The following is a 21,642-nucleotide window of genomic DNA, read 5'->3' on the forward strand; positions in this document are numbered from 1 at the left end:
CCCCCTACCCCGCCTGTAGTGCCAGGGTCGGGGACAGCTTTGCTGCTCGGACCGCCGGGTAGAGGCCTGCGATCGTGCCGATGGCCAGGGTTGCTGCGAAGCCGCCCGTGACGGCCCAGAGGGGGACGACCCAGGGGAGGTCGCCGGCGCGGGCGTACACCGCGGTGGCCGCGCCGCCGAGCACGATGCCGGCCACGCCGCCCAGGCCCGACAGGAGCAGGGACTCCGTGACGAACTGGATGCGGATCTGGCCCTTGGTGGCGCCCAGGGAGCGGCGCAGGCCGATCTCGTGGCGGCGTTCCAGCACCGAGATGATCATGGTGTTGGCCACCCCGACCCCGCCCACCAGCAGGGCGATGCCGCCCAGGCCGAGGAGGAGGGTGCTGAAGGCGCCCTCGGTGGCGGCCTTCGCCTGGAGGGCCGCCGAGGGGTCGGTGACCGCGACCGTGCCCGGGCTCTCGGGGTTGGCCGTCTTGGCGATGAGGCTCCGGACCTCCTGGACGCGGTCGTCGGCGGAGCGCTCGTAGACGGACGTGGGATGGCCGTCGAAGCCCAGGAGGCTCTGCGCGGCGTCCCAGCCGATGAGGGCCGAGCGTTCGATCTCCGGGGCCAGCGGGATGGGGTCCAGGATGCCGATGACGGTGAAGTACTGCCCGCCGATGAACACCTGGCCGCCGGGTGCCGTGATGCCCAGGCGTTCGGCGCTGACGTGTCCGAGGACCACGGACGGGTAGCGGCCCGTGGCGTCGTTGAGCCAGGTCCCGCTCTGCATCCGGGCCCGGAGGGTCTTCAGGAGGTCGCCCTGCGCCGCCATGAGGGCGATGCCGCTCGTCTCCTCCTTCGGGATGTTCTCGCTGCGCCGGACGGACTCCTTCACGGCGCCCGTCGTGCCGACCGATTCGACCCCGTCGATCCGGGCGATCATGCCGGGGGCGTCCTTCGGCAGCTTGGTGTCCTGTCCGGAGAACATCGACGGGGCGGGTGTCGCGACCATCATGTTCGTGCCGAGCTTGTCGAGTTCCTGGAGGAGCTTGGCCTGGCTGGACGAGGAGATGCCGACGACCGCGATCATCGTCGCGATGCCGATCGCGATCCCGAGCGCGGACAGGAACACGCGCATGGGCCGCGAGCGCAGCCCCGCCGATCCGACGTGGAACACGTCCCGGGGGCCGAGCCGCGGAGGCGACAGCTTGCGGGCCTTCTTCTCGGCCGCGCGGGACTTCGTACGGGTACCGGAACCCATTACGCGCCCACCCCCAGCGCGTCCGCGTTCCACAGGTCGGCCACGATCTCGCCGTCGCGGATGCGGACCTGGCGGGGCAGGCTCGCCGCGATCTCGTTGTCGTGGGTGATCACGGCGATGGTGGCCCCGTCCTGGTTGAGCTCGTGCAGCAGTTCCATCACCGACTCCCCGGACGCCGTGTCCAGGGCGCCCGTCGGTTCGTCGGCGAGCAGCAGGTCGGGTTCGCCCGCCACCGCGCGGGCGATCGCCACGCGCTGCTTCTGCCCGCCGGACAGCTCGTGCGGACGGTGGTCCATGCGGTCGCCGAGGCCGACGCGCTCCAGGGCGCGTTCCGCCCGCCGGCCGCGCTCGGCGCGGGAGAGGCCGGAGTAGAGCAGCCCCTCGGCGACGTTGGCGCGGGCGCTGATGCCCGGTACCAGGTGGAAGGACTGGAACACGAAGCCGACGTGCCGGGAGCGCAGGGCGGACAGGGAGCGGTCGGAGAGGCTCGCGATGTCGTACCCGGCGATGGCGACGCGCCCGGCGGTCGGCCGGTCCAGCGTGCCGACGATGTGCAGGAGCGTGGACTTGCCGGAGCCCGACGGCCCGACGATGGCGAGGAGCTCGCCGTTCAGGACGGTCAGGTCGACCCCGCGCAGGGCCGCGACCCCGCCGGGATACTCCTTGGTGACGCCGGTCAGTTCGACGACGGCGTGGGCGTGTTTGTTCATGACTTGGGGACCCCGACGAGCATGCCCTCCTTGAGGGCGTCCCCCTTCACCTCCACCCGGCCCTGGCCGAACATGCCGAGCTCGACCTTGACCTCGCGGACCTTGCCGTCCTCGACGACCTGGACCCCGAAGCCGCCTTCGGAGAGGGCGAGGAGCGAGTTGACCGGTACGGAGAGCACTCCCTTGCGGACCTCGCCCGTCAGGCTCACCGAGACCGGGGACTGGTCGGGACCCGTGGCCTCGGTGGGGTTGTCGAGGGCGACCTCGACGTCGACCTTCGGCTTCTTGTCGCCGCCGCCACCGCCGCCGCCCGAGGACGGATCGTCGCCGTTGGCGGTGGCGCCGATGGAGCTGATCTTCCCGGTGCCGGTGCCGCCGCCGGGCAGGCTCACGGTCACCGGGTCGCCGGTCTTGACCTTGCCCGCCTTGGCCACGTCGAGCTGCAGGCGGACCGTCCGCTCGGTGCCGGTCAGGGTCATGACGGGCTTGCCGGCGGACGCCTCGTCGCCGACGGCCATGTCGTTCTTCTGGATCCGCTGGGGTCCGGAGGCGAAGGCGATGTCGCCCTTGCCGACCTCACCGGTCTCCTTCACCTTGTGGGACTTCTGCCAGCGCTTGACCGCGGTGGCCGTGCCGTCGGTGAAGGTGCCGTCCGTGGTGTCCAGGCCGGTGCCGAAGCCGAGGGCCTGGAGGTTCTGCTTGAGCTGCTTGACGTCCTCGCCCTTGTCCCCGGACTTCAGCGAGCGGTACATGGGGGTGGAGCCGTACATCAGCCGCACCGGCTTGCCGTTGACCTCGTAGAGCTTGCCGTCGCGCTCGACGGAGGAGCCGGCGGGCGCCACCCAGGTCAGGGTCGCGGAGCCGGAGCCGGAGCCGGCTCCCGCCCCCGCCGAACCCCCCGCCCCACCGGCGCCCGCAGCGCCACCCGCACCACCTGCTCCACCCGCACCACCCGCGCCTCCGGCCCCGCCCGCCCCGCCGCCCGCGTCCGCGCCCACCGCGTTGAGCTTGCGTTCCTTCGCGAAGCCCAGCGTCCCGTCGACCTTGAACCCGGAGCTCAGGTCGCCGCGCGTGACCGGCTGCGTGGCCCCGGGCAGTCCGTCGGCGCGGTTCTGCTTCGAGTCGCCACCGCCGTCGCCGTCCGTCCCGGCCTGCGCGACGACCGCGTACCCGCCGCCCGTGACGGCGAGCACCACGGCCAGCGAGCCCAGGAGCCACTTCCCCCGCTTCCTCACTGGTCCCCGCTGCACTTGTTCAGCTGGGCCATGAACTTGTCCTTGTCGGTGCCCTCGGGTATCGAGAACCCGGTCCGGGCGTTTCCGTTGAACTCCGGGTCCGGGAAGTCGAAGCCGTTGTCCCGCATGCACTTGGCCTGCTTGAGGGCCTTGTCCTTCTCCGCCTGCGGCATCTCGCCGCCGGAGCCGGGACCCTTCATCCCGCACTTGTCCATGGCCTTCTTCAGGACCTCCTGGTCCGCGCCCGCGCCCAGGGTCATGCCGCGCGGGTCCTCGCCGGGCTTCGGGTCGGGGGCGTCGACGCCGTTGTCGCGCAAGCACTTGCGCAGCTTGAGGGCGTTGTCGGCGTCCGCACCGCCGCCGCTGCCGCCCGTGCCGCTCGAATTCGAGGAGTCGCTCTTCCCGTCCTTCTTTCCGTCCGAGCCGCCGGCGCCGCCCGTGCACGCGGTGACGAAGAGGGTGAGGCCGGTGAGGAGCGCGGCCGTGGTCATGGTCGTGGATCGCTTCATGGGCCCGAGCGTGCGCGAACAGCGGGTTTCGCTTCTCTAACGGCTCGTGCTTACAACGGCGAAATGCACCTCTCGGGTAAAGAGGACGCCATGCGAGTTCTGGTGGTGGAGGACGAGGAGTTCCTGCGGGAGATGATCGCCGAGGGGCTGCGCGGCGACGCCCTGGCCGTGGACGAGGCGAGCGACGGCCTGGAGGCCCTGCGCCGCCTGCGGCTGGGCGCGTACGACGTCCTCGTCCTCGACCGGGACCTGCCCGGCCTGCACGGCGACGAGGTCTGCCGCCAGGTGGTGCGCGAGCGGCTGCTGACCCGCGTCCTGATGCTGACGGCCTCCGGGACCGTACGGGACCGGGTGGAGGGCCTGGGCCTGGGCGCCGACGACTACCTCACCAAGCCCTTCGCCTACGACGAGCTCCTCGCCCGGGTGCTGGCGCTGGGGCGGCGCGCCCAGCCGGCCCTGCCGCCGGTGCTGGAACGGGCGGGGGTGGCCGTGGACGTCGCGCGGCGCACCGCCACCCGGGAGGGGCGCCGGCTCGCGCTCTCCCGCAAGGAGTTCGCGGTCCTGGAGTCGCTGCTGCGCGCGGAGGGCGCGGTCCTCAGCAATGACGACCTGATCGAGCAGGTGTGGGAGGAGGACACCTCGTACAGCACCAATGCGGTACGGGTGACCCTGAGCAAGCTGCGCGCCAAGCTGGGGGAGCCGCCCCTGATCGAGACCGTCCAGGGCGCCGGATACCGGATCGGTGATCCCCGATGAGAGCAGTGCTCCAATCCGAGCGCGCCCGTCTCACCGTCCTCTACGGGTCCCTGCTGCTCCTCGCGGGCGGCGGCCTCATCGCGCTGATCAACGTCCTGCTCCGCAACGGCCTCTACGGCCGCATCAGCGGAGCCGTCTCCACCACCACCTACGCCCCGGCCGTCCAGGGCACCCCGCCGCCGTCCGTGGTCCCGGGCCGGCGCGTGCCGGTCCCCGCCGAGAGCCTCGGCTCCGACCCCGGCGCCACCCCCGAACAGATCGCCCAGTGGCAGGCCACCCGCAACCTGACCACCGCCGTCGAGCAGGCCACCCTCCACGAACTGCTCCTCGTCTCCCTCGTCGCCCTCGCCGTGTTCGCCGTCCTGTCCATCTGGCTGGCCTGGTGGATGGCCGGCCGCGTCCTGCGCCCCGTCGGCGTGATCACCGAGACGGCCCGGCGGCTGTCCGGCGCCAACCTCCACGAGCGGATCGGCCTCAAGGCCCCGCCCGGCGAACTCAAACGGCTCGCGGACACCTTCGACGGGATGCTCGACCGGATGGAGGACCTGGTCGGAGCGCAGCGCCGGTTCGCCGCGAACGCCGCCCACGAGCTGCGCACCCCGCTCGCCGTCCAGCGGGCGGCCGCGGAGATCGGTCTCGCGGGGGAGCCGCCGCCGGAGAAGGTGGCGCGGATCCGCTCCAAGCTCATCGAGGTCGCCGACTCCAGTCAGCACCTCGTCGAGTCCCTGCTCCTGCTCGCCGTCTCGGAGGACGGCCTGGAGGCGACGGAGCCGGTGGACCTGGCCGTGCTCGCCGAGGCGGAGCTGTCGGACATCGAGGGGACGGCCCCTCAGGACCTGCTGGTGGTACGGGATCTCGCGCCGCTGACCGTCTCCGGCGACCGGACCCTCCTGGGGCACCTCCTGCGGAACCTGCTGGCCAATGCCGTACGTCACAACCGCGCGGGCGGCCGCCTGGAGGTGTCGACCTCCCGGGAGGGGGTGCTGACGGTCTCCAACACCGGTCCGGTGATCGAGCCGGCGGACGTGCCGCGGCTGCTGGAGCCCTTCCGGCGGCGGGCGGAGCGGCAGCATACGGCGGGCGAGGGCGCCGGGTTGGGGCTCTCGATCGTCGCCTCGATCGCGCGGGCGCACGGCGCTGAACTGACGGCGCGCGCCAACCCGGCGCCGGGCGGCGGGCTGATGGTCCGGGTCTGGTTTCCGGCCGATGCGCCGGCCGCGCGACGCGCCGGGGAAACGCCGGGCGCTTGACCGGTCAACAAAAATGAAGATCGGCTGTGTACGGTCGGGTCAATGAGCAAGCACGCCCGAGCCGGCTCCCGCGCGCCCCGTCCGCCCCGAACGCCCGGTACGTCCCGCCCGACCCGGCGCTCCCGCGCCGACGGCAGGCGGCGCGCCGACGGCGCACCCCGGGGTTCCCGCGGCTCGCGCCCGCTGGCCTTCGCGGCCGCCCTCGGGCTGCTCGGCTTCGGCGCCGGCTGGGTGTACCTGGCCTACGAGCCGCCGGCCAATGCCGCGGCCCGCTCCGCGGCCGACGCCCGGCCGCCGGCCGAGCAGCGGGCCGCGCGGGCGGCCGAACGCGACCCGCTCCAGGGCCTGCCCGAGGTCAGCGAGCAGACCCGGGCGAAGATCCCCGCGGAGGCCCGCCAGCTCATCCTGGTCACGGGCAGGGCGAGGGACTCCTCGGAGTCCACCGCCGCCCTGTACACCCGTCCGGCGGCCGGCGCCGACTGGGCGAAGAGCGACAGCTGGCCCGCGCGCAACGGGGCCAAGGGCTGGTCCACGGAGCGTACGTACGGGGACCTGACCTCCCCCGAGGGCGTGTTCGCGCTGACCGACGCGGGCGGGCTGCTGGCGAAGCCGGCGGGCACGAAGTTCCCGTACGACCAGGACGGCTCCTTCGTGGCGACCGGCCTCGGGGTCAACGGGGAGTCGCTGCGCGGCTCCTTCGACTACGTCGTCGCCATCGACTACAACCGCAAGACCGGTGTGAGTCCGCTCGACCCGACGAAGCCCGAGGGCGAGGAGAAGGGCGGCAACATCTGGCTCCACGTGGACCACGACGGCCCCTCCCAGGGCTGCGTGGGCATCCCCAAGGCCGCGATGCAGAAGGTCCTGGAGACCCTCGACCCGGCGGCCAAGCCGGTCATCGTGATGGGCCCGAAGGGCTTCTGACCACGGGCCGCCCGGGCCGCGCGGGCCGCCCGGGCCCGTACGGGCGGTGCCGTACGGGCAGTCCCGCCCGCGCCGCCTCGCCCGCGCCGCCCCCGGCCTCAGCCGGTGGCGGCCACGCCCTCCTTGGCCGCCGATGCCTCCGCCGCCGGACGTGCGCCACCGCGCACCCCGCCCGCCGGGTTCTTGATCAGCAGAGCGATGTAGGCGAGGTCGAACACCGAGCACAGCACGCCCAGGCCGAGCACCAGCGGAGAGTGCTCCAGGACCCCGAAGAGGAAGGCCGCCGAGAGCGTGCCGATCCACTTGGCGATCGCGATGGTGAGGGACTGGCCCTGCGGGCCGCCGCGGCTCACGTACAGGGCGATGAAGAGCCCGGACATCAGCAGGTTCTGCAGGAACGCCGAGTAGTGGCTGCCGTCCTGCGAGCCGAACTGGGCGATGAAGAGCAGTTGCACGACGAAGGCGCTCGCGAAGAGGACCGCGCTCCAGACGAGGAACAGCGGCTGGGTCACGAAGCCGGGCAGCTCGGCCCGGCCCCAGCGCAGGTAGGTGTAGATGATGACGACATCGGCAACGGCCCACAGCGCGTTGATGACGACCTGGGTCGTGTCGGCGGCTCCGCTGAAGCCGACGACGGCGTAGATCGCCTCCCACGCGAAGTTCAGTGCGAGGACCCCGACGGGTATCGCGTACGTCTTGTCCCGCAGTCCCACCCGTATCGCCTCGACGTACACGACCGTCCATGCAAGCCCGCCGACCAGGGCCAAAAGCTCTTTCACGCCGTTCCCCACCATTTCGTACCGTCCGGGGGCCCGTACCGGGACCCCGCACCCGGCGCCTGACACCCTCCTGTGCGCCGCGGATGCCGTCATTGTCACCCGGGGCCCGGACCGGGCCGCCGTCTTCGGGCCTACCCCTTGCCTGACGACCCGTCAGCTACGACGATGGCCCCCGCACCGGTATGACGAATCGGCAGTCGAGGACGAGGCGGGTACGGCCCATGGCGCGCGTGTTTCCGGAAGGTCGGCTGGTCTACGGGATGCAGCTCCCGATCCAGTCGCAGAGCACCATCTACGCCGAACCCTGGGAGGCGACGGCCGGCGCCGCCGACCTCGCGGCGGTCGCCCGGGCGGCCGACCGGGCCGGCTTCGGCTACGTCGCCACCTGCGACCACGTGGCCATCCCGCGGCACATGGCGGGCCCCATGAGCACCATCTGGTACGACCCGGTCGCCACCCTCTCCTTCCTGGCCGGGATTACCGAGAACGTGCGGCTGCTCAGCCACGTCGCGATCCTCGGCCTGCGCCACCCGCTGCTCAGCGCCAAGCAGTACGCCACCGTCGACCACCTCTCGGGCGGCCGGCTGATCCTCGGCGTCGGCGCCGGGCACGTGAAGGAGGAGTTCGAGGTGCTCGGCGTGGACTTCGCGCGCCGCGGCGCCGTCCTCGACGAGACCCTCGACGCACTGCGCGCCGCGCTGGGCCCCGAGGAGTACCCGGAGTTCGAGGGCGAGCTGTTCTCCTTCAAGGACCTCGGGCAGCTGCCCCGCCCCGTCCAGGCCCGGATCCCCGTCTGGGTGGGCGGCTCCTCGCCCGCCGCCGTCCGCCGGGCCGCCGTGCGCGGCGACGGCTGGCTGCCGCAGGGCGACCCGCTCGACAAGCTCCCGGCGCAGATCGCCCGCATCAAGGAGCTCCGCGCCGAGGCCGGGGTCACCGGGCCCGTGGAGTTCGGCGCGATCACCGCACCGCTGTACGTCGGCGAGCCCGGCTGGGACACCGGCCGGCGGGCCCTCACCGGCAAGGCGGAGGCGCTCGCCGAGTCGCTGCGCGCGTACAAGGCGATCGGCATCGACCAGATCCAGGTCCGCTTCCGCAACCGCGACCGGGCCGAACTCATCGACCAGATCACCGCTTTCGGGTCCGAAGTGGGCCCGCTCCTCAACGACTAGCGACCTAGGTAGGGGTACGGCATGGGCAAGCTGGACGGACGCGTCGTCATCATCACGGGCGCCGCACGCGGCCAGGGCGAACAGGAGGCCCGGCTCTTCGCCGCCGAGGGGGCCAAGGTGCTCCTGGGCGACGTACTGGACGAGCAGGGCGCGGCGGTCGCGAAGGAGATCGGCGAGGACCGGGCCCGGTACGTACGGATGGACGTGAGCCGCGAGGAGGACTGGGCGGCGGCCATCGCGGCGGCGAAGGAGGCCTTCGGCCCGGTGGACGGCCTGGTCAACAATGCGGGCATCCTGCGCTTCAACGAGCTGACCGCGACCCCGCTGGAGGAGTTCCAGCACGTGGTCCAGGTCAACCAGGTCGGGGCCTTCCTCGGCATCAAGTCGGTGGCCCCCGAGATCGAGGCGGCCGGCGGCGGCACGATCGTCAACACCTCCTCGTACACGGGCCTGACGGGCATGGCGTACGTGGGCACGTACGCGGCGACCAAGGCGGCGATCCTGGGCCTGACCCGGGTGGCCGCGCTGGAGCTGGCCGCGAAGAACATCCGGGTCAACGCGATGTGCCCGGGGGCCGTGGACACCGCGATGGCCACCCCCGGGAACACGAATCCGGCGGACCTCCCGCAGGAGGCCCGGGACGCCATGGCGGAGCTCTACCAGCGCGTGGTGCCGATGGGCCGGGTGGGGCAGCCCGAGGAGATAGCCAAGCTGGCACTGTTCCTGACCAGCGAGGACTCCTCGTACATCACCGGCCAGCCGTTCGTGATCGACGGCGGCTGGATGGCCGGCGTCAGCATCGGCTAGCCCCTTCCGACCGTATCTGATGGAGCGTCAGGTATTGACGCTCCCGCCCTCGCGATGGAACAGTCGTGACATCGAATCTGACGCAACGTCAGAAACAGAAGGACGGTGAATCCCCTTGGAATTCGGGCTCTTTGTGCAGGGATACGTGCCTGAGGCACGGTCCAAGGTCGACCCCGAGGCAGAGCACAAGGCGCTGATCGAGGAGACCGAGTACGTCATCCAGGCGGACAAGTCCGGGTTCAAGTACGCCTGGGCCTCCGAGCACCACTTCCTGGAGGAGTACTCGCACCTTTCGGCGAACGAGGTGTTCCTCGGGTACCTCGCTCACGCCACCGAGCGCATCCACCTCGGCTCCGGCATCTTCAACCCGCTCGCCCCGGTCAACCACCCGGTCAAGGTGGCCGAGAAGGTCGCCATGCTCGACCACCTCTCCAAGGGCCGCTTCGAGTTCGGCACCGGCCGCGGCGCCGGCAGCCACGAGATCCTCGGCTTCCTCCCCGGCATCGAGAACATGGACGGGACCAAGGAGATCTGGGAGGAGACCATCGCCGAGTTCCCCAAGATGTTCCTCCAGGAGGAGTACGAGGGGTTCCAGGGCAAGCACTGGTCGCTCCCGCCGCGCAAGATCTTCCCCAAGCCGTACGGCAAGGGCCACCCGGCCATGTGGTACGCCGCCGGCTCCCCGGCCTCGTACGCCATGGCGGCCAAGAAGGGCCTGGGCGTCCTCGGCTTCAGCGTCCAGAAGGTCTCCGACATGGCCTGGGTGCTGGACCAGTACAAGACCGCGATCCAGGAGGCGAAGGCCATCGGCGCCTTCGTCAACGACAACGTCATGGTCACCTCGACCGCGATCTGCGCCGAGACCCACGACAAGGCCGTCGAGATCGCCGTCAACGCCAACATGAACCGCTTCCAGTCGCTGGTCTTCCGCTACCACGACACCTTCCCGCGCCCCGAGATCATCCCCGAGTGGCCCGAGATCCTCCCCGAGTACAACGCGGAGATCGTCGAGCTCCTCATCGAGGAGGAGCTGCTCATCTGCGGCGACCCCTCCGAGGTCCGCGCCCAGTGCAAGCGCTGGGAGGAGGCCGGCGCCGACCAGCTCTCCTTCGGCCTGCCGACCGGCGTCTCGCCCGAGGACACGATGACCACCATCAAGCTCATCGGCGAGCACGTCATCCCGCACATCGACACCGACCCGGTGCACCGCACGACGCGCTTCCGCGAGGCCGTCTGAGCCGGCGGGGGAACTCGGGGCGGCGTCTTCCCGGACCGCCGCCCCGGAACCGGCCCCGGCCGGAGGTCCAACCGTGGCCGCGGCCGGCCCCAGGACCCCCGACCGGGGCTCGCGGCGGTCCCCGCGCGGCGCCGCTGCCGGGGACCGGGCCCCGGGGCGGAGACCCGGGAGACGGCGTGCAACGCGAACACCGGCAGAGAGGACGTCATGCTCGACCACCTGATCAAGGGCGCCACCGTCGTGGACGGGACGGGCGCCCCGGCTCGCGTAGCCGACGTAGGGATACGCGACGGCCGCATCGCCGTCATCGCCGAGCCCGGCACCGTGACCGAAGAGGCCACCACCACCGAGGACGCGACCGGCCTCGTCCTCACCCCCGGCTTCATCGACCCCCACACGCACTACGACGCCCAGCTCTTCTGGGACCCGTACGCGACCCCCTCCATGAACCACGGAGTGACCACCGTCGCGGGCGGCAACTGCGGATTCACCCTGGCCCCGCTCAACCCGGCCCGCCCGGAAGACGCCGACTACACCCGCCGCATGATGAGCAAGGTCGAGGGCATGGCCCTGGCCGCGCTCGAAGAGGGCGTCGACTGGACCTGGTCCACCTTCGGCGAGTACCTCGACGCGCTCGACGGCCGCATCGCCGTCAACGCCGGCTTCATGGTCGGCCACTGCGCGCTGCGCCGGCACGTCATGGGCGAGGAAGCCGTCGGCGGCCAGCCGAGCGAAGAGCAGATGCAGCAGATGCTCGACCTGTTCCACGACGCCATGAACGCCGGCGCCTGGGGCCTGTCGACCACCCAGTCCTCCACCCACTCCGACGGCTCCGGAGCCCCCGTCGCCTCCCGGCACGCCAAGCCCGAGGAGCTCCTCGCGCTCTCCCGGGCGGTCTCCGAGCACGAGGGCACCCAGCTGGAGGCGATCGTCGCGGGCTGCCTCGACCAGTTCGCCGACGAGGAGATCGACCTCTTCGTCGAGATGAGCGCGGCCGCCGGCCGGCCCCTGAACTGGAACGTGCTCACCATCGACGCCTCCGTCCCGGAGCGCGTGCCGCGCCAGTTGATCCCCAGCGAGCGCGCCCGCAAGGCAGGCGGCCGCATCGTCGCGCTGACGATGCCGATCCTGACGCCCATGAACATGTCGCTGGGCACCTTCTGCGCCCTCAACCTGATCCCCGGCTGGGGCGAGATCCTGGGCCTGCCCGTCCCCGAGCGCATCGTGAAGCTGCGCGACGCCGACGTGCGCGCCGAGATGCTGGTCCGCGCCTCCTCCAAGGAGGCCGGGGTCTTCCGGCGGCTGGCCAACTTCGGCCGCTACGTCATCGGCGACACCTACAGCGAGGCGAACGCGGGCCTGTCGGGCCGCGTCGTCAACGACATCGCGGCCGAGCGCGGCCAGGACGCCTTCCAGTGCCTGGTGGAGATCTGCGCCAACGACGACCTGCGTACGGTGCTCTGGCCCATGCCGACCGACAACGACCCGGCGAGCTGGGCGCTGCGCGCCGAGACCTGGCAGCACGAGGACGTCATGCTCGGCGGCTCCGACGCCGGCGCCCACCTGGACCGCATGTGCGGAGCCCCGTACACGACCCGCTTCCTCGGGGACTGCCTGCGCGGCCGCAAGCTGGTGCCGCTGGAGCAGGCGGTACGGATGCTCACCGACGACCCGGCCCGGTTGTTCGGGCTGCGCGAGCGCGGCCGGATCGAGGAGGGCTTCCACGCGGACCTGGTGCTCTTCGACCCGGAGCGGATCGAGGCCGGACCGGCGACGCTCGTGCACGACCTGCCCGGGGACAGCCCGCGGCTGGACGCGCGGGCGATCGGCATGGTCTCCGTACGCGTCAACGGCGTGGAGACCATCCGCGACGACGAGATCACGGGGGCGATCCCCGGGATCGTGCTCCGTTCGGGCCGCGACACGAGGACGGTGAGCACCAGGTGACCGCTCAGGACGCTCAGGACGCTCCGCAGAAGCTCTACATCGGCGGCGAATGGGTCGAGCCGGCGGGCGGGCACTACGAGGTGGTCAACCCGGCCGACGAATCCGTCGTCGGCCTGGCCCCCGAGGCCTCGCGCGGGCAGGTCGAGGACGCGGCGCGCGCCGCGGCGGCGGCCTTCGAGGGCTGGTCCCGGACGAAGCCGCAGGAGCGGGCCGCGATCCTGGACCGGGCCGCGGACATCATCCAGCGCGAGTACGAGCCCTGGGCGGCGCTCGCGCAGGCCGAGACGGGCGCCCCCACCGGGATCGCGCGGGGCATGCAGGTCGGAGTGGGTGTGGCCCGCTTCCGCCGGTACGCGAAGGGCGCCCTGGAACCGGTCGAGCGCGGGCTGCCGCCGCAGGTCACCGACGCGGGACCGATGGGCGCGGCGAGCATCCTCGGCGCACTGGAGGTGCGCCAGCCGGTCGGGGTCGTCACCTGCATCACCTCCTACAACAACCCGTGGGCCAACCCGGCGGGCAAGGTGGCCCCGGCGCTGGCCATGGGCAACACGGTGGTGGTCAAGCCGGCCCCGCAGGACCCGCTGTCGGTGTTCCGGATGGCCGAGGCGCTGCACGAGGCCGGGGTGCCGGCGGGCGTGGTGAACGTGGTCTCCGGCACCTCGGTGGAGGTCGGCGAGGCGGCCGTGGACTCCCCGGACGTGGACATGGTGTCCTTCACCGGATCCACCGGCGTCGGGCAGCGCATCGCCGAGGTCTGCGGCCGCACGATGAAGCGGCAGCTGATGGAGCTGGGCGGCAAGGGCGCGGCGATCGTCCTGGCGGACGCCGACCTGGACGCGGCGGTGATGGGGATCGGCACCACCTTCTCCTTCTACTCCGGGCAGATCTGCACGGCTCCGACCCGGGTGATCGTCCACCGCTCGGTGTACGAGCAGCTGGTGGAGAAGCTGCAGGGCTACCTGGCCTTCATGAAGGTCGGGGACCCGTCGGTGCGCGGGACGGTGGTGGGCCCGGTCATCTCGGCGGCGCACCGGGACCGGGTGGAGTCGTACATCGAGCTGGGGAAGAAGGAGGGCGCCCGGATCGCCTTCGGCGGCGAGCGTCCGGTGCTCGGCGAAGGCGCTGCCGCGGGCAAGGGCTTCTACGTGGCTCCCACCCTCCTCGTCGACTGCACGAACGACATGCGGGTGGTCCGGGAGGAGATCTTCGGGCCGGTGGTCGTGGTCGTCCCCTTCGACGGAGGTGAGGACGAGGCGGTGGCGCTGGCCAACGACAGCGATTTCGGCCTGATCAGCTACGTGTGGTCCGCGGACGCGGCGCGCGCCTTCCGGGTGGCGCGGCGGCTGCGGGCGGGCGGGGTCGGCGTGAACACCATCGGGCGGAACATGGAGGCGCCCTTCGGCGGCTTCAAGCGCTCGGGGGTCGGCCGGGACGTGGGTTCGTACGCCCTGCACGCCTACAGCGAGATGCAGTCGATCGTCTGGGTTTGACGAAAAGTCCTGCACTTGACCAAACATTGACCCGGAAAGTTTGAAACCGGTCAAAACGGACAGTGCTGCGATTTCCGCATGGTGAAATAAAAGGTCCAGGCCTGCCGAAACAATGATCGGCAGGCCTGTGAACCTTCTATTACATCCTCGTGAAGAGTCTCGATCTCAAGATTCGAAGGGCTTTTGGCGTGTGACTAACTGGACTTAAGTCCTCCAGATGTGGAAAACGCAGCGTCTAACGTCCTGAGGTATGACACAGCTGGACGTCCGGCCCCAGGCCGGAGACACGGTAGACGGAGCCGCCCCCCGGGGTGGCTCCGATGGTGACGTGCGCGGCAAGGGCCTCGGCAAGGGTTCCGTGGGCCTCGTCGGAAGCGCCGTCATCGGCATCTCGACCGTCGCCCCGGTCTACTGCCTGACCTCGACCCTCGGCTCCACCGCCGGAGAGGTCGGCGTGCAGATGCCGGCCGTCTTCCTGGCCGGCTTCCTGCCGATGCTGCTGGTCGCCTTCGCCTACCGCGAGCTCAACAAGGCCATGCCGGACTGCGGCACCTCCTTCACCTGGACCGTGAAGGCCTTCGGCCCGCGGATCGGCTGGATGTGCGGCTGGGGCCTGGTGATCGCCACGATCATCGTGCTCTCGAACCTGGCCGGCGTCGCCACCTCCTACTTCTGGCTGCTGGCCGGCGAGATCACGAACAACCCGGCGATCTCCGCCCTGGACGACAACAAGCTCGTCCACATCAGCACCTGCCTCACCCTGATCGCCGCCGCGACCGCCATCAGCTACCGCGGCATGACGGCCACCAAGGGCGTCCAGTACGCGCTGGTCGGCCTCCAGCTCGCCGTCCTCGCCATCTTCGTGGCGATGGCCTTCCAGAAGGCCTCCGCGGGCACCTTCGACACCGGCCTGGACTTCTCCTGGCAGTGGATGAACCCCTTCGCGGTCGATTCCATGGCCTCCTTCACCGCCGGACTCTCGCTCTCGATCTTCATGTACTGGGGCTGGGACGCCTGCCTGGCCACCAACGAGGAGACCACCGGCTCCGCCAAGACCCCCGGCCGCGCCTCGCTCATCGCGATGGTCGTCCTGGTCGGCTCGTACCTGGCCACCGGCATCGCCGCCCAGATGGCCGTCGGCTCCGGCACCGTCGGCTTCGGCCTCGGCAACCCGGAGACCTCCGACAACGTCTTCGCCGCCCTCGCCGGACCGGTCATGGGCCCGGTGCTCGGCATCCTGCTCTTCGTCGCCGTCCTGGCCTCCGCGACGGCCTCCCTGCAGACCACCTTCATCCCGGTGGCCCGCACGGTCCTGGCCATGTCCACGTACGAGGCGCTGCCGCCCTCCTACGCCAAGGTCCACCCCAAGTTCAAGACCCCCGGCCGCGCCACGGTCATGGCGGGCGTCGCGACCGGCGTCTTCTACACCGTGATGACCTTGATCAGCGAGAACGTCCTCACCGACACGATCTTCGCGCTCGGCCTGATGATCTGCTTCTACTACTCGCTGACGGCCTTCGCCTGCGCCTGGTACTTCCGCGGCGACCTGCGCAAGTCCACCCGCGACCTGTTCTTCAAGGGCGTCTTCCCGGTCATGGGCGGCCTGCTCCTCGCCACGGTCTTCTTCAAGACCCTGATCGACATGTGGAACCCGTCCTACGGATCCGGCTCCACGGTCCTCGGCGTCGGCAGCGTCTTCATCATCGGCGTCGGCCTGCTCGCCCTCGGCCTGGTCGTCATGTTCGTCACCGAACGCCGCAGCCCCGCCTTCTTCCGCGGCCGGATCCTCACGAAGTCCACCCCGTCCCTGGTGGTCCAGGACTGACCCCGGGGCCCCGCGCCCCCACCCTCCCGCTGTGTCATGCAGTCCCGCGGCCCCGGATCGATCCTCCGATCCGGGGCCGCGGGCGTCGTGCGGCCGGGGAGAAGAACCCTCGGGTGCGGACGGTTCCGATCTCGCTCCAAAGTGGACCGGAGCGGTGACCCGGGATGCGGCGGGGTCGTTGGGCCGGGCATGAACGCCATCAAGCGCAGCCTCGCCGCCCTCGTCCTGTCCGGAGGGGCCGCCCTCGCCCTCACCCCCGCCGTCGCGCACGCCGCCGACGAGCCCGCCATCCAGGGGCCCCCGATCACCCAGCGCGTCGGCGAGATCGTCGACCACCCCGGAGGCGCCGTCAAGGACGCCAAGACGGCCGTGGAGATCACCGCCACGGCCGCCGGATCCGCGTCGAAGGCCACCGACGCCTCCCTCGGCGGAGCCGGCACCGCACTCTCCTCCGGACTGCCGAAGCCGCCGAAGGTGCGCGGCTGACCTTCGGCCGGCCACGGCCCCGTCCGCGCCGGTCACGGCGCGGCGACCCCCGCGTGCGCGCGGTGCACGGTCGGGGCCGGCATCTCGTCCAAGAGGCCGGAGCCGCGGGCCTGTCCGGGAGAGGCCGCTCGGGCTGGTCTCTGGGCGGGCCCTCCCGGCGGGGTGGTCGTTGGGCAGGACATGATCCTCTGGTTGCTCAATCACCTCAGCACGTTCTTCCTCGGCCTCCTGCTCGTCGGCGGTTTCGTCGCCCTCGCCATCGGCGGCAGCGTGGCCGCGCGCCGCCGCTTCCCGCACCTCGCGGGCGGGGAGCACAACGAGATGGTCGGGGTGGCCCTCGGGATGTTCGGCGCGATCTACGGCATCATCCTCGCCTTCGTCGTCGTCACCCTGTGGACGCAGCTGGAGAACACCCAGACCATCGTCGCGACCGAGGCCACCGACCTGGCCCTGGTCGTCCGCAGCGCCGAGGTCTTCCCGCCTGCCGACCGCGCCCGTGTGGACCGGGCGGTGGGGGACTACCTCCACGCCGTCGTCGAGATCCAGTGGCCCCTCATGCGAGAGGGCCGCCCCAGCTACGAGGCCACCGCCGACCAGACGCACGCCCTGTACACGGCCCTCCAGGCCTACGAGCCCTCCGGCCCCCGGAGCGAGACCTTCTACGGGGAGGCCGTCGGCCGCCTCAACGACGTGGCCGCGCAGCGCCGGGCGCGCGTGACGATGGCCGAGGCCTCGCTGCCGCCGCTGCTCCAAGTGCTGGTGTACGGCGGCGCGTTGGTGATCCTTCCGCTCACCTTCCTCTTCGGGCTGCGGAGTCTGAAGATGCAGCTGCTGTTCGTGTCGGCCGTCGCGGGACTGATCGGCTTCAGCCTGCTGCTGGTGATGGCCCTCGACCGGCCCTTCGCCGGGGAACTGAGCGTCAGCCCGGCGCCGTTCAGGGACGCGGCGCTGGCGCAGTTCTGGCGGTAGGGCCGCCGCCTCAGCCCCAGGTGCGGGAGGACAGGACGAGCTGGTAGCCGTCGGGGTCGGTGACGGTGACCCCGTAGGTGTCCCAGTACGGGTTGTGGGCGGGCGTACGGGTCCCCCCGTGCTCCACGAGCCGGGCCACCAGGGCCTCGTCGGGGGCCTCGCCGAGGTAGACGACGAAGAGGTCCTCGGGAGTGGGGGAGGGCGTCACCGGGTTCTCGGGGTCGCGGGTCAGCTCGAAGTGCCAGCCGCCCCCCAGGGGCCCGACCATCAGCAGGTCGTGCTCCCCGGAGACCCGTTCGGTGGTGCGCCACTGCACGTCGAGGCCGAGCCCTCCCACGTAGAACCGCTCGGCGACGGCGAGGTCGAGGGAGGGCCGGGCGATCCGGACGTGCGCGCGTGAGTCGATCATGGGGGAGAGGCTACGGGCCCCTCAGGCGAGCGGGCCGGAGCCGAGGAGCTGGGCGGAGCCGAGGAGCGGGCCGGAGCCGAGGAGCGGGCCGAGGTCGATGGGGTCCAGTCGGTCGGGGTCGGTGAGCACGTCGATGGCGGTGATCCGGCCGTCGGTGACCGTGAAGGCCATCACCGACATCAGCCGGTCCTCGACCACGCACAGCACGCCGGCGGCCCCGTTGACGAGCACGGGGCGGACGAACGGCGCGAGGGTGCCGTAGAGGGCCGCCTGCGAGCCCACGATCCGGGCGCCGGTCAGCACCACCGACTGGCCGGCGCGGGCCGTGCCGCCGTCGGAACGCAGGACGACGTCCGGGTGGAGCAGGGCCAGGAGCGCGTCGAAGTCCCCGTCGCGGGTGGCCGCGAAGAACGCGCCGACGGCCTCGCGCTGCCGGACCGGATCCGGATCCGGCGCGGGCGCCCGTCCCTGGACGCGGCGCCGCGCACGGCTGGCGAGCTGCCGGGTGGCCGCCGGCGTCCTGTCGAGCATCGGGGCGATCTCGTCGAAGGGCACCGCGAACATGTCGTGCAGCACGAACGCCAGCCGCTCCGCCGGAGCCAGGGATTCGAGCACCACGAGCAGCGCCAGCCCGACGGAATCGGCGAGCAGCACCTCGTCCTCGGGATCGACCGCGCCGCCCTCCCGGGCCAGGACGGGATCCGGCATCCGGAGGGTGGTGCGGGCGTCCAGGGAGTCCTCCCGGCGGGTCTCGCGGGCGCGGAGCCCGTTCAGACACAGCCGGGCCACGACCGTCGTCAGCCAGCCGCCCAGGTTCTCCACGTCACCGACGTCGGTGCGGCTCAGCCGCAGCCAGGCCTCCTGGACGGCGTCCTCGGCCTCGCCGATCGACCCGAGCATCCGGTAGGCGACGGACCGGAGATGGGAGCGGTGCTCCTCGAACCGGCGGGCCAGGAGGCGCTGTGCGTCCGCGTCCGAGTCCGTGGGCCCGTCGCCGCTCACGTTCGTCTCCCCGTTCACCTTCACGTCCGCGCCCACGCGCATGCCCCCGTACCGAATCCCCGACCGTTCGTCTCAGTAGATCATCCGGTCGGCCGGAACCACGCTACTTCCAGGGGTCCTTGGTCGGCATGCAGCCCAGTGCGCGGAGCCGGTCGTCGGTCTCCTTGAGTCCCTGGATCCCCTCGCTGATCTCCGCCCAGCCGATGTCCGACGCCTCGGCGGCCTTGTCCTTGTCCGCCGGTGACACGCCGAGGCCCGACGAGTTCAGCACCGTCGCCGTGCCGGAGGCGAGGTGCTCGCGGGCCTTGGTCCAGGTGTCGTGGGTCTTCTGGTCGGGGATGTAGGCGACGGTGTAGCCCCGGGCCTCTTCCAGCCGGGACGACAGGGGCCCCAGATCGATGACGATCTTGCCCGCCTTGTGCTCGGCCTGGGCGCCCCGCGCCGCGAAGATCAGCTCGTGGAGCAGCTTCTCGCCGCCGGTGCCGTACCACCGGATCACGGCCGGGCCCGGATCCGCCGGCCCGGTGCTGCTGGGGCTCGGGGCGGTGGCCGTCGGCACCGGCTTGAAGCTCACGTTCGTCTTCGGCGGGGTGATCCCGGGATCCCCCGCGCACCCGGTGAGCAGGGCGGCCCCCAGGACCGTGAGGGTGGTGACGGCGGCAGCGGTGGCGACGGCGCCGGTCGATGCGAGCGGTGAGCGGACGCGCATGGTTCCCCCTGGGGAAGTCTTTGGGCCGTGCTCCGGATCAGTCCTTGCGCCCGGTCGCGGCGACGGTCACGCCCAGCCCGATCATCGCGAGCCCACCGGCCCCGCCGACGGCGGAGAGCCGCCGCGGAGACCGCGAGAACCAGCTCCGGGCGGTTGCGGCGACCATGCCCCAGGCACTGTCGCAGACTACGGCGATGAGGTTGAACACGAGGCCCAGCGTGAGCATTTGGGCCGTGACGTGCCCCTGGTCGCGGTCCACGAACTGCGGCAGGACGGCGGCGAAGAACACGATCGTCTTGGGATTGGCCACCCCGACGGCGAACCCTTCCCACAGCGACCGCCAGCTGCCGTACTCGGCTGCGCCCGCCCCGAACTCCGCACGGAGCGAACGCCGCTGCCGGAAGGCCTTGACCCCCAGGTAGACGAGGTACGCGGCTCCCGCGAGCTTGAGCGCCGTGAACACGAGCACGGACCGCTCCACGACGGATCCCACCCCGAAGGCCACGGCGGCGACGAGCACGTACGCCCCCAGCGTGTTCCCCGCCACGGTGAGCAGCGCGGCCCGCCACCCCTGGGAGAGCGCCCGCCCGATGACGAAGAGCACGCTCGGCCCCGGGATGAGGATCAACAGCAACGACATGGCTGCGAACGCCAGCAGCCGGTCAGTGGACACCATGCGGTTCATCGTTCCGGACGGGCGGGGGGAGGGGAAGGGAATTTCGGGCGGGCGGAACCGGGGGGCGCACCATGAAGACGTCGACCGGATCCTCGGCCTCCACGGCGAACCCGTGGCGTGCGTAGAGCCGGCGGGCGGCGCTGCCCTGCAGGACGTTCAGGGCGACGGTTTCGCCCCGGGCGTCCGTCCGCTCCAGCACCGTGCGCAGCACGGCGGCTCCGAGGCCGCGGCCCTGGTGCCGCGGTGCGAGGTAGAAGTGCTCCAGCCACTGCCTGCCCTCGGACGGGCGGACCGTGATGCTTCCCGCGGGTGCGCGGTCGATCACGATGACCGACGTGTGCCGGGGGGAGAAGGAGTCCCGCAGGCGCTGTCGCACCCGGTGCTCGTCGTAGCGTCCGAGACGTTCCAGGTCGCCGCGCATGACCACGGCGCGCAGCTCCGCGATCGTCTCGATGTCCGCAGCCGTCGCGGGCCGCAGCGCCCAGCCCGTCAAGGTTTCCGTGCCCCCGGTGTCCATGGCCGGATTCTTCCAGCCCCGCCCCCGGGGGCCGTCTCCGGGCCCGGCCTGCCCGTCCCCCGGACCGAGGAGCGCAGCAGGCCCTCGCGTCAGAGGTACTGGCCGAAGTCGTCCAGGATGCGCAGGATCTCCGTCTCCCCCTCCGACGGGAGCTGGAGGACGACCTCCTCGATGCCCAGGTCGGCGTAGTGGGACATCTTGCCGGGGGTGGGCTGGACGGCGTACGGGACCACCTGGAGGGATTTGGGGTCGCGGCCCGCGGCCTCCCAGACCTGGCGCAGGGCGGGCAGGGACTCCGTGAGGCCGCCGCCGCCGATCGGGAGCCAGCCGTCGCCGTGGTCGGCGATGGCTGCGAAGAGCTTCGGGCCGGCCTGGCCGCCGATGAGGGTGCGCGGGCCGTACAGGGGGACGCCCGGGGCGAGTTCGCGCGGGCTCTGCACCGGCTTGGGGTGGGCCGAGCTGGCCTGGACGGAGGAGAACCGGCCCGCGTACGCCACGGGGTCCGGGGACCACAGGGCCCGCATCAGGGCCATGCGGTCGCGGACCAGTTCGCGGCGGGTGCGCCACTCGACTCTGTGGTCGGCGGCCTCCTCGACGTTCCAGCCGTAGCCGATGCCGAGGGTGACGCGGCCGCCGGACAGGTGGTCCAGCGTGGCGACCTGCTTCGCGAGGTCGATGGGGTCGTGCTGGGCGACGAGGGTGATGCCGGTGCCGAGGTGGAGCCGCTCAGTCACGGCGGAGGCCTGGCCGAGGGCGACGAAGGGGTCCAGGGTGCGGCCGTACATCTCCGGGAGCTCGCCGCCCATGGGGGCGGGGGTGACGCGGCTGACCGGGATGTGGGTGTGCTCGGGGAGGTAGAGGCCGGAGAAGCCCCGCTCCTCCAGGGCGCGGGCGAGGGGGACGGGAGCGATGGTGCGGTCGGTCAGGAAGACGGTCGTGGCGATCCGCATGGGCGCTGACACCTCCGTGGTGTGGGGAGGGCCAAAGTACGGC

21 protein-coding genes and 1 pseudogene are annotated in these 21,642 nt (G+C 71.7%); 11 read left to right on the forward strand and 11 right to left on the reverse strand.

Features of this window, described 5'->3' with window-relative positions; translation table 11 throughout:
• Window positions 1-4: 4 nt before the first annotated feature.
• From ACIA8F_RS35280 to ACIA8F_RS35295, 4 genes are read right to left on the reverse strand one after another with little or no spacing between them, the layout of a single operon-like run.
• Entirely contained in the window at window positions 5-1,243 is a 1,239-nt protein-coding gene (locus ACIA8F_RS35280) for an ABC transporter permease (RefSeq protein ID WP_399385069.1), read from the reverse strand.
• Entirely contained in the window at window positions 1,243-1,953 is a 711-nt protein-coding gene (locus tag ACIA8F_RS35285; protein ID WP_399385071.1) for an ABC transporter ATP-binding protein, read from the reverse strand. The genes ACIA8F_RS35280 and ACIA8F_RS35285 overlap by 1 nt, the downstream gene beginning before the upstream one ends.
• Complete coding sequence (locus ACIA8F_RS35290) at window positions 1,950-3,188, reverse strand: peptidoglycan-binding protein (RefSeq protein ID WP_399385073.1); 1,239 nt, start codon at window positions 3,186-3,188, stop codon at window positions 1,950-1,952. Before ACIA8F_RS35290 ends, ACIA8F_RS35285 begins: the two co-directional genes overlap by 4 nt.
• Entirely contained in the window at window positions 3,185-3,697 is a 513-nt protein-coding gene (locus ACIA8F_RS35295; RefSeq protein ID WP_399385075.1) for a hypothetical protein, read from the reverse strand. Before ACIA8F_RS35295 ends, ACIA8F_RS35290 begins: the two co-directional genes overlap by 4 nt.
• Window positions 3,698-3,787: 90 nt before the next feature.
• Here ACIA8F_RS35295 and ACIA8F_RS35300 point away from each other — a divergent pair, with 90 nt between their 5' ends.
• The 3 genes from ACIA8F_RS35300 to ACIA8F_RS35310 are packed head-to-tail and all read left to right on the forward strand — an operon-like array spanning window position 3,788 to window position 6,627.
• Window positions 3,788-4,453 (forward strand): response regulator transcription factor, encoded by a 666-nt coding sequence (locus tag ACIA8F_RS35300; RefSeq protein ID WP_399385077.1) that lies wholly within the window; start codon window positions 3,788-3,790, stop codon window positions 4,451-4,453.
• Window positions 4,450-5,703, forward strand: a complete 1,254-nt coding sequence (locus tag ACIA8F_RS35305) for an ATP-binding protein (RefSeq protein WP_399385079.1) — start codon at window positions 4,450-4,452, stop codon at window positions 5,701-5,703. Before ACIA8F_RS35300 ends, ACIA8F_RS35305 begins: the two co-directional genes overlap by 4 nt.
• Before the next feature lie 42 nt (window positions 5,704-5,745).
• On the forward strand, window positions 5,746-6,627 hold the full coding sequence (locus ACIA8F_RS35310; RefSeq protein WP_399385081.1) for a hypothetical protein: 882 nt from the start codon (window positions 5,746-5,748) through the stop codon (window positions 6,625-6,627).
• Window positions 6,628-6,725: 98 nt separating this feature from the next.
• Here the strand turns inward: ACIA8F_RS35310 and ACIA8F_RS35315 are convergent, their stop codons facing one another.
• Window positions 6,726-7,406 carry a hypothetical protein gene (locus ACIA8F_RS35315; protein WP_399385082.1) on the reverse strand — a complete coding sequence of 227 codons (681 nt, stop codon included), beginning with the start codon at window positions 7,404-7,406 and terminating at the stop codon, window positions 6,726-6,728.
• A gap of 221 nt (window positions 7,407-7,627) precedes the next feature.
• Between ACIA8F_RS35315 and ACIA8F_RS35320 the strand changes: the two genes are divergently transcribed.
• From ACIA8F_RS35320 to ACIA8F_RS35355, 8 genes and pseudogenes are all read left to right on the forward strand, one after another.
• A complete protein-coding gene (locus ACIA8F_RS35320) occupies window positions 7,628-8,575 on the forward strand; it encodes an LLM class F420-dependent oxidoreductase (RefSeq protein ID WP_399385083.1) in 948 nt (315 codons plus the stop codon).
• Window positions 8,576-8,596: 21 nt separating this feature from the next.
• Window positions 8,597-9,382 carry an SDR family NAD(P)-dependent oxidoreductase gene (locus ACIA8F_RS35325; protein WP_399385084.1) on the forward strand — a complete coding sequence of 262 codons (786 nt, stop codon included), beginning with the start codon at window positions 8,597-8,599 and terminating at the stop codon, window positions 9,380-9,382.
• Between the two features lie 115 nt (window positions 9,383-9,497).
• Window positions 9,498-10,619, forward strand: coding sequence for an LLM class flavin-dependent oxidoreductase (locus ACIA8F_RS35330; protein WP_399385085.1), 1,122 nt, complete (start codon window positions 9,498-9,500; stop codon window positions 10,617-10,619).
• 159 nt (window positions 10,620-10,778) lie between these two features.
• Window positions 10,779-12,566: pseudogene (locus ACIA8F_RS35335) on the forward strand (amidohydrolase family protein); the annotation flags it as partial.
• Window positions 12,563-14,056, forward strand: coding sequence for an aldehyde dehydrogenase family protein (locus ACIA8F_RS35340; protein ID WP_399385087.1), 1,494 nt, complete (start codon window positions 12,563-12,565; stop codon window positions 14,054-14,056). The pseudogene ACIA8F_RS35335 and the gene ACIA8F_RS35340, both read left to right, overlap by 4 nt.
• A 250-nt stretch (window positions 14,057-14,306) precedes the next feature.
• The gene (locus ACIA8F_RS35345) at window positions 14,307-15,881 is read left to right on the forward strand and encodes an APC family permease (protein WP_399385088.1); all 1,575 of its coding nucleotides are present in this window, start codon (window positions 14,307-14,309) and stop codon (window positions 15,879-15,881) included.
• A 189-nt stretch (window positions 15,882-16,070) separates the two neighbouring features.
• On the forward strand, window positions 16,071-16,367 hold the full coding sequence (locus ACIA8F_RS35350) for a hypothetical protein (protein ID WP_399385090.1): 297 nt from the start codon (window positions 16,071-16,073) through the stop codon (window positions 16,365-16,367).
• A 180-nt stretch (window positions 16,368-16,547) separates the two neighbouring features.
• Window positions 16,548-17,336: a DUF4239 domain-containing protein gene (locus ACIA8F_RS35355; protein WP_399385091.1), complete on the forward strand. Its 789-nt coding sequence runs from the start codon at window positions 16,548-16,550 to the stop codon at window positions 17,334-17,336.
• A 10-nt stretch (window positions 17,337-17,346) separates the two neighbouring features.
• On the opposite strand, the gene ACIA8F_RS35360 is transcribed toward ACIA8F_RS35355, so the two are convergent.
• From ACIA8F_RS35360 to ACIA8F_RS35385, 6 genes are all read right to left on the reverse strand, one after another.
• Window positions 17,347-17,745, reverse strand: coding sequence for a VOC family protein (locus ACIA8F_RS35360; protein WP_399385093.1), 399 nt, complete (start codon window positions 17,743-17,745; stop codon window positions 17,347-17,349).
• Between the two features lie 21 nt (window positions 17,746-17,766).
• Window positions 17,767-18,789: a sigma-70 family RNA polymerase sigma factor gene (locus tag ACIA8F_RS35365; RefSeq protein WP_399385095.1), complete on the reverse strand. Its 1,023-nt coding sequence runs from the start codon at window positions 18,787-18,789 to the stop codon at window positions 17,767-17,769.
• A 61-nt stretch (window positions 18,790-18,850) separates the two neighbouring features.
• On the reverse strand, window positions 18,851-19,456 hold the full coding sequence (locus ACIA8F_RS35370; protein ID WP_399385096.1) for a hypothetical protein: 606 nt from the start codon (window positions 19,454-19,456) through the stop codon (window positions 18,851-18,853).
• A 37-nt stretch (window positions 19,457-19,493) separates the two neighbouring features.
• Window positions 19,494-20,132, reverse strand: a complete 639-nt coding sequence (locus ACIA8F_RS35375; protein ID WP_399385098.1) for a LysE family translocator — start codon at window positions 20,130-20,132, stop codon at window positions 19,494-19,496.
• On the reverse strand, window positions 20,119-20,649 hold the full coding sequence (locus ACIA8F_RS35380) for a GNAT family N-acetyltransferase (RefSeq protein WP_399385100.1): 531 nt from the start codon (window positions 20,647-20,649) through the stop codon (window positions 20,119-20,121). The genes ACIA8F_RS35375 and ACIA8F_RS35380 overlap by 14 nt, the downstream gene beginning before the upstream one ends.
• An 89-nt stretch (window positions 20,650-20,738) precedes the next feature.
• Entirely contained in the window at window positions 20,739-21,599 is an 861-nt protein-coding gene (locus tag ACIA8F_RS35385) for an LLM class F420-dependent oxidoreductase (protein WP_399385101.1), read from the reverse strand.
• Between the last annotated feature and the right edge of the window lie 43 nt (window positions 21,600-21,642).

The sequence above is a fragment of the Streptomyces sp. NPDC051563 genome (assembly GCF_044454225.1).
Classification (GTDB): domain Bacteria; phylum Actinomycetota; class Actinomycetes; order Streptomycetales; family Streptomycetaceae; genus Streptomyces.